14 protein-coding genes are annotated in these 16218 nt (G+C 67.9%); all 14 read right to left on the minus strand.

What is annotated here, in order from left to right:
• Positions 1 to 21: 21 nt before the first annotated feature.
• Positions 22 to 759: a MotA/TolQ/ExbB proton channel family protein gene (locus tag IPK85_19445; GenBank protein MBK8249548.1), complete on the minus strand. Its 738-nt coding sequence runs from the start codon at positions 757 to 759 to the stop codon at positions 22 to 24.
• 76 nt (positions 760 to 835) lie between these two features.
• Complete coding sequence (locus IPK85_19450) at positions 836 to 1555, minus strand: energy transducer TonB (protein MBK8249549.1); 720 nt, start codon at positions 1553 to 1555, stop codon at positions 836 to 838.
• Between the two features lie 130 nt (positions 1556 to 1685).
• Entirely contained in the window at positions 1686 to 3242 is a 1557-nt protein-coding gene (locus tag IPK85_19455) for a HAMP domain-containing protein (GenBank protein MBK8249550.1), read from the minus strand.
• Positions 3243 to 3308: 66 nt separating this feature from the next.
• Positions 3309 to 3974: a response regulator transcription factor gene (locus tag IPK85_19460; GenBank protein MBK8249551.1), complete on the minus strand. Its 666-nt coding sequence runs from the start codon at positions 3972 to 3974 to the stop codon at positions 3309 to 3311.
• The gene (locus IPK85_19465) at positions 3971 to 4231 is read right to left on the minus strand and encodes a hypothetical protein (protein MBK8249552.1); all 261 of its coding nucleotides are present in this window, start codon (positions 4229 to 4231) and stop codon (positions 3971 to 3973) included. Before IPK85_19465 ends, IPK85_19460 begins: the two co-directional genes overlap by 4 nt.
• Entirely contained in the window at positions 4228 to 5775 is a 1548-nt protein-coding gene (locus IPK85_19470) for a PAS domain-containing protein (GenBank protein MBK8249553.1), read from the minus strand. Before IPK85_19470 ends, IPK85_19465 begins: the two co-directional genes overlap by 4 nt.
• 121 nt (positions 5776 to 5896) lie before the next feature.
• Positions 5897 to 6730 carry a carbohydrate ABC transporter permease gene (locus tag IPK85_19475; GenBank protein ID MBK8249554.1) on the minus strand — a complete coding sequence of 278 codons (834 nt, stop codon included), beginning with the start codon at positions 6728 to 6730 and terminating at the stop codon, positions 5897 to 5899.
• On the minus strand, positions 6720 to 8330 hold the full coding sequence (locus IPK85_19480; GenBank protein ID MBK8249555.1) for a sugar ABC transporter permease: 1611 nt from the start codon (positions 8328 to 8330) through the stop codon (positions 6720 to 6722). Before IPK85_19480 ends, IPK85_19475 begins: the two co-directional genes overlap by 11 nt.
• Entirely contained in the window at positions 8327 to 9595 is a 1269-nt protein-coding gene (locus IPK85_19485; GenBank protein MBK8249556.1) for a sugar ABC transporter substrate-binding protein, read from the minus strand. Before IPK85_19485 ends, IPK85_19480 begins: the two co-directional genes overlap by 4 nt.
• Entirely contained in the window at positions 9592 to 10659 is a 1068-nt protein-coding gene (locus IPK85_19490; GenBank protein ID MBK8249557.1) for an ABC transporter ATP-binding protein, read from the minus strand. Before IPK85_19490 ends, IPK85_19485 begins: the two co-directional genes overlap by 4 nt.
• Complete coding sequence (locus tag IPK85_19495; GenBank protein ID MBK8249558.1) at positions 10660 to 12453, minus strand: hypothetical protein; 1794 nt, start codon at positions 12451 to 12453, stop codon at positions 10660 to 10662. It abuts the gene before it with no gap.
• A gap of 69 nt (positions 12454 to 12522) precedes the next feature.
• Complete coding sequence (locus IPK85_19500) at positions 12523 to 13470, minus strand: hypothetical protein (GenBank protein ID MBK8249559.1); 948 nt, start codon at positions 13468 to 13470, stop codon at positions 12523 to 12525.
• Between the two features lie 4 nt (positions 13471 to 13474).
• The gene (locus IPK85_19505; protein ID MBK8249560.1) at positions 13475 to 15754 is read right to left on the minus strand and encodes a hypothetical protein; all 2280 of its coding nucleotides are present in this window, start codon (positions 15752 to 15754) and stop codon (positions 13475 to 13477) included.
• Complete coding sequence (locus IPK85_19510; GenBank protein MBK8249561.1) at positions 15751 to 16212, minus strand: redoxin domain-containing protein; 462 nt, start codon at positions 16210 to 16212, stop codon at positions 15751 to 15753. Before IPK85_19510 ends, IPK85_19505 begins: the two co-directional genes overlap by 4 nt.
• Positions 16213 to 16218 lie beyond the last annotated feature (6 nt).

Consider the following 16218-nt stretch of genomic DNA (forward strand, 5'->3'; position numbering starts at 1 on the left):
CTCCGGTTTAGCGAGGAGGGACTACTGCGAGATCGCGGACGGTCCCTGCGCCTGCGTGTTGAACTCGCGGGTGAAGCGCGAGCGGCCGAACTCACCCGAGACACCCTTGATGAGGTAGTCGATCATTTCCTTCGACGTGTAGGTCATTTCCGCCGAGAGGTTGTCGATCTTGGTCGTGAAGTAGTTGTAGAACCACACGGCCGGGATGGCGACGATGAGACCGAAGCCCGTCGCGATGAGCGCCTCGGCGATACCGGCCGAGATCGCGGCGATACCAGCGCCGCCGGAGGTGGCCATGCCCGTGAAGGCGTTGATGATCCCGAACACCGTGCCGAGCAGACCAACGAACGGCGAGGTCGAACCCACCGTCGCGAGAATGGCCAGACCGCGCTTGAGGGACACCATCTCCATCAGCATTTCACGCTCGACCGCCCGCTCTGCCGTATTGATGTCAGCGACCGTCACCGAGCCGTCCATGATCAGCGGCTTGACTTCAGCAAGGGCACCGCCGAGCACGCGAGCGACGTGCGACTTCTTGTACCCTTCGGCGAGCTTGATGGCTTCGCCGAGGTTGTCTTCTTCCAGGAACTGCGAGAACTCCGGAGCGAACTTCACGGTTTCCTTCTGCGCCTTGCGCAGGCTCCAGAGCTTGCCCATGGCGGTCGAGAGCGACCAGACCGACATGAAGGCCATGACCGCCCACAAGAACTTCCCGAAGAACGGGGTGTGCTGGTAGATGTCCTGCAGATTGATATTCATACGACAGAAACTCCGCGGTGGAGATAGGGTTTACGGTCGACGTGGCTCCCGGCATTCGCCGTGACGTCGCACCACGTCACTTGGCGATGCCGAACGAGAATGGCTGCTGCACGAGCTGACGGACCTTACGTCCCCCAACCTCGGCCGGGATGAACCGCATGCCGGGCAGGGCGTTCTTTACCGCAGTACCAAAGAGGTCATGGGACGCCTTCAGCACCTTGTACGAGGCCATCTCGGCGCGCCCCGTCGTATCCACGACGAACTGCGCCAGCACTTCACCTTCCACGCCAGCCTGACGCAGGATATCCGGATACCGCGGAGCGGCGCTCCCCGGCAGGGCCTGCACGGGCTTCTCCACCTGGAACTCGAAGAACGGCTGGTCGTCCTTCACCAGCGGAGCCGGCTTGCCACCTTCCACACCCGTCGCGCGCCCACCGGCAACACCACGGCCGGAGAAGTCCGCTTCGTCAGTCATCTTCTTTGACAGGTCGATATCCGGGAGCACATCCGGGATTTCAACCGGGGCGGTCAGGATCTGGAAGCCTTTGGGTGGGGGCGGAGCGGCGACAACATCGGGTGGGGGTGGCGGCGGCTCATCCTTGGGAGGAGGGGGTTCATCTTTCTTCACTTCCATGAACTCCACCTTCTCCTGCTTGGGCTTCTCGAACTCCACCGCCGCCTGAGCCGTCGCGTACACCGCGAAGGAAATCATGCCGGCGTGAAGAACGAATGAGGCCATCGTGCCACCCACACTCCGCTGCTTCTTCCGCTTCGACTCCACCAGATTCGCGAACATTGGCATCGTCGGGCGAGACCTCGTCTCAAGGGGACAGGGAGTTCTGGGGCGCGCCAAGATTCTACCGCTCGTGCATGAGGGCGGAATATTCGGTCGATTAATTTTCGATTAGGGCCGAGTTACGAATCGGCTACTGCGTGGCGGATTCAGCGGTTGTTGCCACGGTGGGGAGTGCTCCCGGCGCCGGCGCCCCTCCCGCCCCGTCGGTGCCCGCCGCCGGTGCGCCGTCGGGCGCCACCGGCAGGGTCGCCGTGAACACGCTCCCTCGGTGCAGACGCGACTGCACGGTCAGCTCCCCGCCATGGGCCTGCGCGATCCAATGGCAAATGGCGAGCCCAAGCCCGTTCCCCCCGCGTTCCGTCACGCGGCTGCGGGCGCGATCGGCGCGCCAGAATCGCTCGAACACGTGCGGAAGATCGGCCGCGGAGATCCCAATCCCAGTGTCCTTGACGATGAACTGGGCGGTCTCCCCTTCCCGCTCAAGCGCAAGCTGCACTTTCCCGTTCCGCGGCGTGTACTTCGTCGCATTCTCCGCGAGGTTCAGGAAGAGTTGTCGCAGCCGCAGTCGGTCACCGAGCACCGTGACCTCATCGGCCCGCGGCATCGTGACCGACAACTCGTTAGGCTCCCCGAGGATCACCGCCGTCTCGTACACCTCCTGTGCGATCTCGCGGAGGTCGACGGGCTCCCGGTGCAGGTCAAAGCGACCCTCGTCGGCCCGCGCGAGGGTCAGCAGGGAGTCGACCAGGGCCGCCATGCGAGCCGTTTCCTGCAACGCCTCTTCCAGCGCCACCGCCTGGTCGTTCGCGCTGGTGGACGCGCTCATGGCACGCTCCACGTCGGCCCGAAGGACCGTCAGTGGCGTCTTGAGCTCGTGACTGGCGTCCGCAGTGAACCGGCGAAGTCCGGCGAATGACGTCTCCAGCCGCCCGATCATCGCATTGAGCGTGGTCGTGAGTCTCGACATCTCGTCATCGCGCGAACCGGCGACATCCACGGCCACACGTCGATGCAGGCTGCGCCCGTCGGTGATGGCCTCCACCTCCTGCCGGATCCGATCCACGGGCTCCAACACATTCCCGGCCAGGACCCGGGCGCCCCAGAAGGCCAGCAGGATCACGAAGGGCACGATGATCAGGGCGCTCCCGAGGATCTCCTGCCAAGCGAGGGGCAGCTCGGCGCGAGAGACCCCCACGACGGCGGTGAAGCGCCGCAAGTCCTGCACACCGACGAGTATCCCCTCGTCTCCACGGCGGGTGAAACGCTCCGACCTCAACCCGGCACGCGCGGCGTCTGCCGCGGACAGCAGGGTGCCGACATCGAAGGGCGAGACATCGGCAGGCTCCTCCCCGTCCCGGAACGCCTGCAACACGCCGATGGACGCCGACCGGTAGATCTCGCGCCCATCGGGGCCGTACACCCTGAGGTACCCGGGCTGCGCGTCGAGGAAGTTCTTCAGGACACCGACGGGCGCGACAATGCGTCCTTGGCCGTCGAGTTGGAAGTTCTGGCTTCCGGCATTGCGCACCAGCTGCAGCACCACATCCGCGCGCTGCCGAGCAATCCGCTCCAGGTCGCTGTACACGCCCGTGAGGCGCGCCACCCAGACCGTCGTCGCAAAGGCCGCAACCGCCACCAGGAGCAAGGCGGCGAATCGATTGGCGACTCGGGTGCGGATCGAGGACACGGCGATGGCTGAGGCGATGGAGCAGCGGGCGGACGGCGCACGACCGGCCTGTCGGAGACCACCACACTACTTCACAACGTAGCCAACTCCCCGGACCGTTGTGATGAGCTTCCGGGGGTGCTTCGCGTCGATCTTCTTGCGGAGGTGATTGATCACCACGTCGACGATGTTCGTCCCCGGGTCGAAGTGATACCCCCAGGCGTACTCGGTGATCAGCGTACGGCTCATGACTCGCCCCGCGTGACGCATCAGATACTCTAGAACGGCGAACTCCTTTGGCGTCAACTCGATAGCCTCGCCAGCTCGCGTGACTTCTCGGGTATCTCGATTGACCTCGAGGTCCTCGATGTGGAGGACAGGGCTCGCGAGGGCCCGCGGGCGTCGCGCGAGGGCTTCGACCCGGGCGAGCACCTCTTCAAAGGCAAACGGCTTGGTGACGTAGTCGTCGGCGCCCGCCCGGAGTGTCATCACCTTGGCGTCCACGGCGTCCTGCGCCGTGAGCACGAGTACGGGCCGCTCAAACCCCTTGGCCCGCAAGGTCGAGAGAACGTCGAGGCCGCTCTTGCCGGGGAGGCGCATGTCGAGGATCACCACATCGAACGGCTCGTCCAGCGCCGCGCGTTCACCCGCCTCCCCATCGGTCACCAGGGACACTCCCCACCGCTGCTCTTCAAGACCTCGCTTGATGAAGTTGCCGACGGTGGGGTCGTCCTCGATGACCAGGACTTTCATCTATCTAGTGGGGCGGTGACGTGGGGTCGCTTGAAGCCGTACTGGCGAATCTTCCGGTACAGCGTCTTGGACGATATCCCAAGAACGGCCGCGGCGCGACCCTGGTGCCAGCGCACCCGCTCGAGCACGTAGCGAATGTGGACGCGTTCGAGTTCCTCGAGCGTCGGCACATTGGCCACCAGCTTCTCTTCGGCGGGGGCGTCGAAACGCGATTCGGTGAGGAAGGGGGAGGCCCCGGTGGAGTGCAAGTCGGTCATGGGATTGGTGCTCCCGGGAGGAGGATGCGGAAGGTGGACCCGGCGCCCACGGCGCTATCGACTTCGATGCGCCCGTTGTGGCGTGCGATGATGGAGTGGCAGATGGACAGCCCGAGGCCGGTGCCACGTCCCGGTCCCTTGGTGGTATAAAACGGCTCGAAGATGTGCCGGAGTTCGCCGCGCGCGATGCCTCGACCTTCATCGATGACCTCGACGATGACCGCTTCGTGCGCGGCCTGACCGGCGCGCACGCGAATGGTCACGGTCCCCGACGTCTCCATGGCCTCGGCCGCGTTTTGCAGCAGGGCAATCAGGACCTGTCGGAGGTGCGCGCTCGCGCCCAGCACCTTGGGGACATCCGCGTCCACGAACACCTGCGTCGTGAGGGCGCCGAACGCCGGGAGCGGGCGGAGCACGGCCAGGGCCTGCTCGACGACTGGACCGACCTCCATGGGGACTCGTTCGCCGTCGCCGGTATGGGAGAGATCCAGCAGGCTGCCAATCATGGCGCGACAGCGTCCGATCTCACGCACCGCGGTCCGAGCGGCCTCGGTCGCATGATCAGGGACGGTGGCGCCATCACGCGCCAACTCATCCAGGCTCTGTACGAGGGTCTCCGCGGCCTCCGAGACGGACTGCAGGGGCGGAGAGACATCGGCCATCACCCCGGTGGCGAGCTGGCCGAGCACGGCCAACTGCTCCGTGCGCGAGATCCGCTCACTGGTCGCCGTGACGTCCGTGACGTCCTCGCCAATGGTGATGATGTGCGAAAACGGCTCGCCGTCCGCGGCCTGCATCGGGATCTTGGTGATCCGATACGATCGGGGCTCCCCCGTCGCGCGTGACTCCATGGTGAACTGCTGCATCCGGCCGCTCTGGAACACGTCGTCCAACTCGCGACGGAGCTTCTCAGCTGGCGCGCGGTGCAGGATCTCGAACAGGGTCTTCCCCAAGGCCTGGTCGCGACTCACCCCCTGGGATCCCGCCTCTCGCTTGCGATTCCAGACCGTGATGCGATAGTCCCGGTCCACGACGTAGAGCGACACGGGCAACGAGTCGACGACCTGGTGAATCAACCGTCGTTCCTCGTCGAGTTGGCGCGCCCGCTTGTCCGCTTCGGCCACAAACGCGCGGGACTGCTCTGCCCACGCGAGGGCCGGCGCCAGCATGTTGGCGACTGCCGTGAAGGCCGTCCCCACGTCGGTCGGCACGCCCCCCTCCATGCGTAGGACAAGGGCGCCCAGCCGACGACCGGTGGCCGCGAGACGGCGGACCATCAACGGCCCCATCTCCGCGTCGCCCCCTTCCAGCAAGGGCGCCAGTTCTGCGGCGGGGGTGGACATCGTGCCCGCCCGCGCCGCCGCGACGAGGCCTTGTGGAGTGACTAACCACAAGCTGCATTCCCCCGCGCCTGTCGCCCGCGTGATATGGTCGAGCACCTGCATGCACTTGCGCACAATGTCGCCCTCGGCCGCCAAGGCGGCCGCGACATCAGCCAGCAGGACATGTGGTGCAACGGTGCTGTCGAGTTGAGCTGTAGCCATGTTCCCAGGTCTCCAGAGCCACGAGAAAGCGGCGTGTGGCGCGCCCCCGGTCATGATGACCGATGAGGCTGCCAGGAGGTAACAAACCCGTTCCCACCAGCGGAAACGCCGCGTCCGAGGACTACCGGAGCCCGGAGAGCTGGATCCCGCGCGTGAAGTACTTCTGGGTGGCCAGGAACACGGCGAACACCGGCAGCAAGGCCGTCACCGCGGCGGCCATCTGGTAGGGCCAGTTGGCGTAGTAGAGCCCATGGAATGAGGCAATCCCCACTTCGACGGTCCGCAGGGACATCGACCGGGTCACGACGAGGGGCCAGAGCAGGGCCTTCCACGCGTCGATAAAGGCGAACAGGGCGAAGGTGGCCAGCGCGGGCTTCGCCATGGGCAGGGCGATCCGCGCAAAGATGGTGAACTCCCCTGCCCCGTCGATCCGCGCGGCATCCTCGGTCTCCCGCGGCAGCGAGATGAAGAACTGGCGCATCATGAACACGCCCCACACCGACACCAGTTCGGCGGACACGAGGCCGGCCATGGTGTCGACGGCGCCAAGGGCATCCACCAGGAGGAACCGCGGGATCAGGAGGACGATGCTCGGCACCATGAGCGCCGCCAGATACACCGCGAAGACCGCCCGGGCGCCTGGGAAGCGGAAACGCGCCAGGGCATACCCGCCCATGGCACCGCAGACGAGCTGGCTGGTCACGGTGAACCCCGCCACGATCGCGGAGTTCAGGAAGAACCGGTCGAACGGGAGCGTGGTAAGCGCCTCGCGGAAGTTTGTCCAGCGTGGCGCAGCGGGGACCAACGGTGGCGGATACTGCAGGACCTCGAACTCTCCCATCAGCGCCGTCGACACCATCCAGAGGAAGGGAGCGACCATGAGTACCGCGACGACCACGGCCGCCATCGAGGTCGCGGTGCGCGCCAGGCGGGGGGCGCGGGCGCTACGCGGCATGTTCCACCCGCCTGTTGAGCAGGCGCCACTGCAGCAGCGTGAGCCCAATCAGCAACGCAAAGAGCACCCAGCTCAACGCGGACGCATACCCCATGCGCCGGAACTCCCAGGCGTTCTGGTAGATCTGGTAGACCAGGACGTCTGTGGACCGCGCCGGGCCGCCCTCGGTCATCACGTAGACCAGCGCGAAGACCTGGAATGACCAGATGATCCCCGTCACGAGCAGGTAGAGCGACACCGGACGCAGCAGCGGAACCGTGACGTGCCAGAACCGGGTCCAGGGCCCCGCCCCGTCCAGCCGTGCTGCCTCCAACAGGGTGGCAGGCACCCCCTGCAGCCCGGCCAGGTACACCACCATCTGGTAGCCGAGCTGTACCCAGATGGAGACGACCATGAGGGCCGGCAGCGCCGTGGACGGATCGCCCAGCCAATCGTGGCCCGAGCCCCCCAGGCGTTGCAGCACATGGTTGAGCAGGCCGTAGTCCGCGTGGTAAATCCACTGCCAGACCATGGCAATGGCGACGTACGAGACGATCGCCGGGAGGAACACCATCGCGCGCAACACGCGAATGCCGCGCAGGGGTTGGTTGAGCAGCACGGCCGCGCCCAAGGCGAGCCCCATCGTGACCGGGACGTAAAGCGAGTAGAGCGCCGTGTTCTTCAACGCGTTCCAGAACAGCGGGTCGCGTGCCAGCTCCCGGTAGTTTGCCAGTCCAATGAAGGGCCGGTCGGTCGCCAGCAAGTCCCAGCGGTACATCGAGAGCCACGCGGTAAACACCAACGGTCCGAGGGTGAAGACCAGGAGATGCAACCCACTCGGGGCAAGAAACCCCCATGCCGTGCGCGCCGTGCGCCGGGCGGCGAGTGATTGGCTCGGTGACGCGAGCCAGGCGGTGCCCAGGATGCCCGCCGTGCAGGCCCCCCACACGCCGGCGACCAACAGCGCCATGAGGCGCCCATTCGGCAGGTGGAGCGCCAGGGGATCAAACCGACCCATCGCGGTGGGCGTCGGCAGCCGCAGCGCGACATCCTGGAGGTACCCCCGCACCAGGATCGCCACCACGGCCGTCCCGATCGCCAGCACCGCGACGCCGTCGGCGACGAGGTAGTAGGGCGCCGTCTCCCGGTCGGTCGCGGCGAGACGCATGCCACGGCGCAGCAGGCCTAACGCCAGAAGGCCGGCCCCGACAGCGACGAGCCACACAATCCAGGGAACGTCCACCGGATTGGCTGCGATGACGACGGCACCCACGATGTCCCACGCATCGGCGTCCTTCACGGGCAGGCTGATGAACCGCTGTCGCCAGGTCTGCCAAATCAACACCCGTTCCTCCTCGCGCAGGCGCTCCGCGGCCGAGCCCAGGGGCCGAGCCATCGTGCGCACGACGGTGTTGATGGGGCCGGCCACCGGGACATAGCGCGTCGCCGTGCGTGCCGGGCGATAGGTCGAGTCAAACGAGTCCGCCACGGACCGCGCTTCCTCCAGGGCAAGCGCATTTTCCGCCGCGACGCCCACTCGGTACACGATCGCCAGGACGCCAACGAGCCAGAGCGCACCGAGTAGCGTCCCCCAGCGAACGGCGCGACGTTCCCCCGTCATCGGGCGAGTACCGCATCGAGGCGACGGGCCACGTCCCGCGCCACCTCGCCCACGCTCCGCCCGTGGATGATGACCTGGTCGAGGATGTCGGGAAGCTGGGCCTCGACCTCCCGGAACCGGGCGATGCGCGCCCCCCACGGAGCGCGACCCGACGCGACTTGTCGCACGAAGGCGGCGTCCAGGCCACTCGAGTCGTTGGGAGTCCACGCGTCTTGCACCGACGGCATGGCGGAAAGCTCAAGGCCCGCCTCGAGACGTTCGCGTTGCGCGTCCGGGCCCGCCAGCGCAGCGGCGAGGGCCACCGCCAGCTTGCGATGGGTCGTGTTGCGAGGGACCGACCACCCCGAGGCAAACAGCGGCGTGCCCACCGTCGCGCCTGGTGCCTTGGGCACCGACACCACCCCCAACCGGAGGCGGCCCGCGGCGAGCTGGGGCCGGATATTCGGGATCAACCAGTGTCCACTGGGGAGCAGCGCCAACCGTCCACTGTAGAACAGTCGGCTCTCGTTCCCGGTGACCGCCCGAAAGGCGTTTGGTCGCGGGGCCACGCGGTGCGTGAGCACGAGCGAGGTGAGGAACTCCAACGATGCGATGCTTTTCGGGCTGTCCAGTGCGCCGGAGGCGCGCTGCCCACTCGCGTCGAGGATATCTCCGCCCCCGGACCAGATGAGGGCCTGCCAGGCGTAGAAGGGACGCATCACGGCCGTCCCCCATTGATCCGTCACCCCGTCGCCATCCAGGTCGCGGGTGAGCGCGCGCGCCGTCGTGATGAACTCCTCCCAGCTCCACCCGTCCGTTGGCTCGGGAATTCCCGCCGCCTCGAACAGGGCACGGTTGTAGTAGTACACCACGGGTGAAAATCCCTTGGGAAACGCATAGACCGCCGGGCCGCGCGAAAAGATCTCCAGCACGTTCGGGTAGTAGTCGTCGAGCGAGACGCCCACCCGCGGCGCAAACGGACGGAGGTCCAGCAGCACCGACGCGTCCACGAACGCGGGCACGTCGATGTTGTCGAGCAGGAAGACATCGGGCGGCGCACCGGACGCGATCGACGTGATCACCTTCTCGCGATACTCAGCCTGGTTGGCCACCGGCTCGTTCTCGACGCGTACCCCGGGGTGCGCTTCCTCAAACGCCCGGATCGCCGGCAGGTCCAGCGCGTTCTCGGCCGGGGTTTGCCACGAGGTCATCCGGAGGACCGTGACGGGCGTGTCGGGGCCGCACGCACAAAGTGCGAGCAGCATCCCGACCAGCGGCGACTTCATGCGCGACCCCGACCGGCGAGGCGTCCCGCCACATCAAAGACCAGGGCCTGGCTCGCCTCGACGGACACCGGGACGACCGCGCCAGCGACCACGGTGGCGTGCCCGGGCACGCGGGCGCGCAATTCCGTCCCATCGGCCAGCGCCAGGTGAACAATCGTCTCGGCGCCGAGCGGCTCCACGAGGACCACCGTCGCCTCGATGGCGCTGTCGGCCGGGCCAAGGCGGAGGTGTTCAGGGCGCACCGCGAGGGTGGCGTCGCCAGGGGTCGCATGGACCCCCATCGTCAGCGGCCCAGTGAAGACCTGGCGGCTCCCGAGCCCGTCCACCCGCCCGGGGATGGTGTTGATGAGCGGCGAACCAACAAACTGCGCGGTGAAGAGGGTTGCCGGGGTCCCGTAGACCTCCATCGGGGGGGCGCACTGCTCCAGCTTGCCCTCGTGCATCACCGCCACCCGCTGGGCCATCGACATGGCCTCGACCTGGTCGTGCGTGACGTGGATGATCGTGATCCCGAGGCGCCGATGGAGCCGCACCAGCTCCGCGCGCGTCGCCGCCCGCACCTGGGCATCGAGGTTGGAGAGCGGCTCGTCGAACAGAAAGACCGCCGGCTCGCGCACGAGGGCCCGGGCCAGTGCCACCCGCTGGCGTTGGCCGCCGGAGAGTTCGGCCGGCCGCCGGCTGAGGTACGCAGCGATACCTAACGATTCGGCGACCTCGCGCGCGCGACGGCCGCGCTCGCCCGCGTCCACCTTCCGCATCCGTAGCGGGAACTCGATGTTCTCCTGCACCGTGAAGTGCGGGTACAACGCGTAGTTCTGGAAGACCATCGCCACGTCCCGGTCGCCGGGCGGGAGCTCGGTGACATCCTGCTCGCCGATGAGGACGCGCCCCATCGTGGGCGTCTCCAGCCCGGCGATCATCCGGAGTGCCGTGGTCTTGCCGCAGCCCGACGGCCCGACCAGCACGAGGAACTCGCCTTCCGCGACGTCGATCGACAGCCCGGCCACGGCCGTGCTGCCGTCCGGGAAGCGCTTGACGAGGTGTTGCAGCCGGACGCCGGCCATCTAGCTATTCCCCAGTGCCAACGTGGCCTGGCGCCGCGCGTCGCCTGACGCCCCAAGGTGCACCGCACACGGCGCATCGCTCGCGCGGAGGTGGATCGGGGGCCCTTCCAGGTGCTCGACGACCACCCGGCCTGGTTCCCAGCGAGCCGACCAGCGGGTGAGACCGGTGCGGAGTCCGCGAACCGTCAGGCCGTGCAGCGCCGGCGGGAGCTCCACCCGCAGGTCGCATCCGGCGCCCCAGGGGTGCGGCGCGAGGCCAAGCACGCCGTGCATCATCGGGGAGACCAGGGCCGCCGCCGACCATGCCTGGTCACTGCACACCCCTGCTCCATCGCCGGTCTCACCATGCAACACCTCATCAAAGGCCCCAAGGTTCCGCTGCCCGATCAATCCCGCAATCGTCCCGAGTCGCTCGACGGCTCGATCCCCCTCGCCCGCCACGGCGTCGGCCAGGGCAGCCCACCCGGTGAAGAGCGGCCACACCGCCCCCGAGTGATAACCCTTTGGATCGTACCGCGGGCTGTCGACCGGAATCAACCGCAGCCCCCACGACGACATGAAACGTGGGTGCGCCAGCGCGCGCAGCACCTCATCCCTGCTGGACGAACGATCGACACCGAGCGCAATCGGCACGGCGGCCAGCGCGGTCAGCTCCGACTCGAGCCGACCGGAGGCATCGCGATGCAGTGCCAGACGGCCATTCGGCAGGCGAAGCCCTTCCATCGCCGCCACTGCCTTCTGTCGGGAAGCTACCAGCCACGGCACCCACTCCCGATCCACAGCCTGGGCGACCTCCGCGATCCGACCCAGCGCGTCGATCCAGCACGCGGCCACATACGAGGTCACGGATCCGCCGCCCAACGGCCCCATCTCGATCCAGCCGTGGCCAATGCCGTCGTTCTCTGGCAGGCCGTCGTGGTCCCGGTCACACGCCGCCACATACGACACCGCCCGACGCACCGCCGGCCACCACCGTCGCACCGTGTCGACGTCGCCCGTCCAGGCCGCAAACTGGGCGACGGCGCGCACAAACAACGGCGTCGCATCGGCGGCGTCGTAGTGCACCACGCCGCTCATCGACACCTCGTGTGCCACCTTGCCCGTGACATCCGCGGTTGATGCGAGGAGGTCGATCGCCGCTCGGGCCTCTTCGAACATGCCGAGGGCCAGCATCGCGTCGACACACCAGCAGGTGTCGCGGCCGAAGAACCAGGCATAGCCGGGGCGTGAATGATTCCAGCCGGGCCGCGTCGGGGCGTACCCGGCGACGAGACCGTGGCGCCCCTGCAAGTTGCTCGTGAGGAAGTTCGCGAGCCGTGTCCTCGCCCACGCGAATCCTGCGTCAAACACCTGGTCGTCGTGGGCCCATGACGCGCTGCGTGTGCGCAACGACGCCTCGCGCGTGACCTGGCCGTCGACGGCCGCCGCGAGGCCACGAAGGGGGGCGAAGTGTTGGGTGGCGGTGGCGCGCCACGCGAGCCGGAGCGTAACGCCGGGCCGGCCCACCACACGGACCAGGGGCGCGGCATCGTCCGCCTCCACGGTCACCGACTCGACCCCATCCCCAGAAATGCACACGCGATGTTGTCCGTCGCTCCCCGACACGAGGATCGAGTGCCGGTCAGCATCCGCGCGCGTCTCGACACGAAGCGGGCGCAGCGCCCCCGACGGCATCGGCCAGGCGAGGCGAAGTGGGACGCGGAACTCCACGGCGATCGCTTCCTGCGTCGCGGCCACGGGCGAGATCTCATGGTACCAGGCGGCGTCGTGCACATCACCCACCAGCGTCTCCACCCACCGCGTGCCACTCTCCGACTCCAGCCAGCGCCGCAGACGCCCCGCTCACCTCCACCTCGCGCACCGTTACCCCCACCGCTGCTGGCGATGGTCATCCCCCCATCCAGCATGCACAGGGGATGGAGCCACAACTCCCGCACCCCGTCTGACGCGGTCCCGGTCATCAGGCCATGCGGGGTGCCTAACGTTACCGGCCACGACGCGTGAACCTTCGCGCCGGATCGCCGGATCGGCCGAGGGCACGCTGCCCAACGGCGGCAGCGGTCGAGGCGCCGGCACGGGAGCCACCGCGGCATGGTGCCCACTCGCGGCCGGCCACCAGACCCGCCCGGAGGAGCCCCAATCGCGCGTCAACAGGTTGCGCAGCACGGTGTCGCGCTGGGCGTGCAGGAGCGGGTCGCCACTCGTCAGGCACAGATGGGCGCCAACGCAACGGATTGAGCCCTCACCCACGGCATACTCCCACGCCACGACCTCGTCGGCGTCCAGGTGCACGTACGATCGATCCACGCCGATCACCCCACCCTCGGGCCACTGGGGTCGACGGTACCTGGTGCCAGCCACCGCGTCGCCCTCACGCGCCATCCAGGTGAATGTCCCCTGCTGGAGCCCTCCAAACAGCGGATGCGGCCCGTAACCCTGCACGCCACGGATGTGCGGATATCCGGGCCACTCACGAAAGGCCGCGGGCCAGCGTGGGTCCTCCTCGTGCCGCCACCGGGCGGGTCGCGTAAGCTCGGGCGCAGGCCCCGGCGCGCCCAGTCGCTGCGCGATCGGGGTCGCCAGCAGGGTCAGGACGACCGTTCCCCCTCGCGCCACATGCTCGGCGAGCGTGCACTCGAGGTCACCGCCCAACTCGGGCACGCGCGACCCCGCATGCACCCACACCAGCGCGTCCGTATCGATCGCCTGCCCCGGTGAGACGATCTCCACCGACACCCCGTTCGCCGCGCACCAGGCGAGCGCGGCTGCCCCCTCGGCGTCGTTAGGCGGGATCCACAGGGAGACCCGCATCTCGCTACCGCGCGAAGACGATGGGCTCCCCAACGCGCCCAAGGTGTGTCACCTCCCCAAAGGTCGCCGTGAGGAGTCCCCCTTCCCCAAGCACCGTGAGTTCGCGCCCGTCGATGCGCACACCGGTGAGGGCGAAGGACTCCACCGCGCACGGCAGCGGATCGATCGTCACCTGCGCGGCAGAAACGCGCACGCCGGCGACGTACTGGATGATCAGGTCCACCACCCAGGAGTGCTGGTAGTCGTCGATCCCACGGTACACTGACGCCGCACCGGTGTGCGGGTTGTAGTGCTCATAGCAGTTGGGCCGCTGCAGGTCGCCATCGTGGAACATCATGTGGACGAACCGCTGCAGCAGGTGCGCCGCCGCCGCCCGAAGTTCCGGCCGCTCGGGGGTGGCCCACCGCCCCAGGGCCTCGACCAGGTGACTATTGGTCATTGGCCAGACGCGGCCGTTCCACGGACAGACGTGGCGCTTGCCCTTCCATTCGGCGGTGGCCGAGAAGAGGGGGTCGTCGAGGGCCGACGACGGCACCGGATAGTTTGTCCAGAAACGGGCGGGATCGAGCAGGTTCGCCATCAGCCCCGGCAGGTGCTCCTCCGTCGCGAGGTCGGTGAAGTACGGGTAGAAACAGACGGCGGCGGCGACCTCGGTGCGCTGGCCGGTGCGGGGATCAACGTCGGAGAACATCTGCCGGGTGGGATCCCACATCCGCTCCCGCACGGCACGGGCGGTGCGCGCCGCATACCCACCCCAATGGCGCGCTTCCCCCGGCTGCCCGACCCGCGGCGCCAGTCGCTCCAAAGCGCGGAACAGGGCATAGGCATAGACCGTGACATCGATCCCCTTCAGCCGGATCCGGTTCTCCCATCCGTAGGAGTCCGCGCCAGCGTCCACCGCCTGGTAGCGCGACATGTACTCCTGCCCCGTCTCGTACTGGTCCACGACATCGAACATCCCGGTGGAATCCCGGTCGCGGGTGGCCACGAGCCACTCCGCGTGGGCCGACAGGCTGGGATAGAGCTGCGCCGTGAAGTCGTCGTCGGGGCGCAAGCAATCGAGGGCCTCGAAGGCATCGCCCCAGTTCGCATGGTAGAAGTCCGTGCCCTGCAGGTGGTTTACGTACACCCTCCCATGCAGGGCTCCGTTTGGCCGCTGGTGGTCGAAGATCGTGCGCAGCACTCCCTGGGCGTGTGCCGGATCCTGCCGCCAGCGCAATTCCCGCACATGACACTGGGCGCTGTAGGTGATCGGCATGTGAAAGAACCCGATCCCCTCGCAGACCGTCGGCCACTGGTAGTTCCCCACCTCGCCCTGGATGCTGTTCAGGAACAGGCCGTACCAGCGGTAGTAGTAGTACCGCTCGAGGTAGGGGTCCGAGCACCGGAACTGCGGCACCGACTCGAAGAACTCGCGCCAGCGCCGCCGCGTCGCCCGCGCCAGCGAGGGTGCGGGAAGGGGGCGATTCGGCACAATCACCGGCACCGAGCTGGGTGTGGGCCCGCCGCCCTGGCGGATCGCGGCGATGCCTAACGGGGTGGCCTTGCGGCCCGGATGGCGGGGATCCTCCTGTGGCCGCACACGCATGGCGAAGCCGACCTGTCGCACGGGGAGGGGGGCCGCGACCCGGGCATGCACGGCCGCGTAGAGCAGGCCGTCGGTGGTGATCCCCTCGAGGCGCACGCGCGACGGCAGGCGATCCAACTCCCACAACTCCCCAAACGGGGTGTAACGCCAATGCGGCTGCAGCGCGCTGCGTTCCGATAACGTGGCGGACCAGCTGGTGGCCTCGCCGAGCACCGCGAGTTCGCACCGCAGGTCGATGGGCACCTCGCGTCGGTCGCTGACGCGTCGGGTGAAGCCGAGCGAGCCATCAAAGGTCGTGGCTGCCACGTCGAGCCCGCGCGTGTCCTGCACCGTCCACGCGACCGCATTCAGCACGGCGGCCCCGGCACCCTCCACGGTCCACTCCGAGGCGAAGATCCCGCGGGGGTGCACCGAACGCACCTCGCGGGCCGTGACGCCATCGCCCAGGTCGTACGTCACGGTCAACTCCGCCGGCGTCCATCGCCGACCCGCCACGCGCAGCGGCCGCTCCCGCCCCTCCGCATCGAGCCAGGTGACCGTGAAGAGCGGCCCCACCTGGTATTGGTAGACCGTGCCTTCGTCCCAGAATCCGGGTGCATCGAGCCACGCGGGAAACGGCGGGGCGAAGATGATCCCGTCCCCGCTGCCGAGGAACCACTTGTCCTCGCGGGCGAGCAGCTCGATCGGGTCGGTCACGCGAGCTTCGCGATCTCGGCGAGGAGTTCCGCACTCTCGCGCCGGGTGCCCGGCGTCTCCTCGACGAACTTCCAGCGAATTACCCCCGCCTTGTCGATGAGGACGTACGCCCGGTTCGAAAAGCCGGCGTTGCCAAACAGGGTGCCGTAGGCGGCCGAGACCTCGCGCTTGAAGTCGGAGAGCAGTGTCGCCTGCATCCCATGCTTGGCCTTGAACTCGCGCAGCGCGTGGGGTGAGTCCACCGAGATCGGGAAGACCTCGAGGTCGCCCGTGGCGAACTGGTCCCAGTTGTCCCGCATCTCGCAGAACTCCGCCGTGCACACCTCGGAGAAGGCAAACGGGAAGAAGGCCAGGAGCACGTGCTTCCGGTCCCGGAACGAGGAGAGGGTGACCTGGTCGTTGCCGGTCGACCGGAGAGTGAAGTCGGGGGCAAGGTCCCCGACGCCTGGGATCGTCATGATGGC

This window comes from Gemmatimonadota bacterium, from assembly GCA_016712265.1.
In the GTDB taxonomy this organism is placed as follows: Bacteria; Gemmatimonadota; Gemmatimonadetes; order Gemmatimonadales; family Gemmatimonadaceae; genus RBC101.

Bases quoted from the DNA above. Each gene is read 5' to 3' on its own strand.
- IPK85_19445 (MBK8249548.1), bottom strand. From the start codon at position 759: ATGAATATCAATCTGCAGGACATCTACCAGCACACCCCGTTCTTCGGG.
- IPK85_19450 (MBK8249549.1), bottom strand. From the start codon at position 1,555: ATGTTCGCGAATCTGGTGGAGTCGAAGCGGAAGAAGCAGCGGAGTGTG.
- IPK85_19460 (MBK8249551.1), bottom strand. From the start codon at position 3,974: ATGAAAGTCCTGGTCATCGAGGACGACCCCACCGTCGGCAACTTCATC.
- IPK85_19465 (MBK8249552.1), bottom strand. From the start codon at position 4,231: ATGACCGACTTGCACTCCACCGGGGCCTCCCCCTTCCTCACCGAATCG.
- IPK85_19470 (MBK8249553.1), bottom strand. From the start codon at position 5,775: ATGGCTACAGCTCAACTCGACAGCACCGTTGCACCACATGTCCTGCTG.
- IPK85_19475 (MBK8249554.1), bottom strand. From the start codon at position 6,730: ATGCCGCGTAGCGCCCGCGCCCCCCGCCTGGCGCGCACCGCGACCTCG.
- IPK85_19480 (MBK8249555.1), bottom strand. From the start codon at position 8,330: ATGACGGGGGAACGTCGCGCCGTTCGCTGGGGGACGCTACTCGGTGCG.
- IPK85_19485 (MBK8249556.1), bottom strand. From the start codon at position 9,595: ATGAAGTCGCCGCTGGTCGGGATGCTGCTCGCACTTTGTGCGTGCGGC.
- IPK85_19490 (MBK8249557.1), bottom strand. From the start codon at position 10,659: ATGGCCGGCGTCCGGCTGCAACACCTCGTCAAGCGCTTCCCGGACGGC.
- IPK85_19500 (MBK8249559.1), bottom strand. From the start codon at position 13,470: ATGCGGGTCTCCCTGTGGATCCCGCCTAACGACGCCGAGGGGGCAGCC.
- IPK85_19510 (MBK8249561.1), bottom strand. From the start codon at position 16,212: ATGACGATCCCAGGCGTCGGGGACCTTGCCCCCGACTTCACTCTCCGG.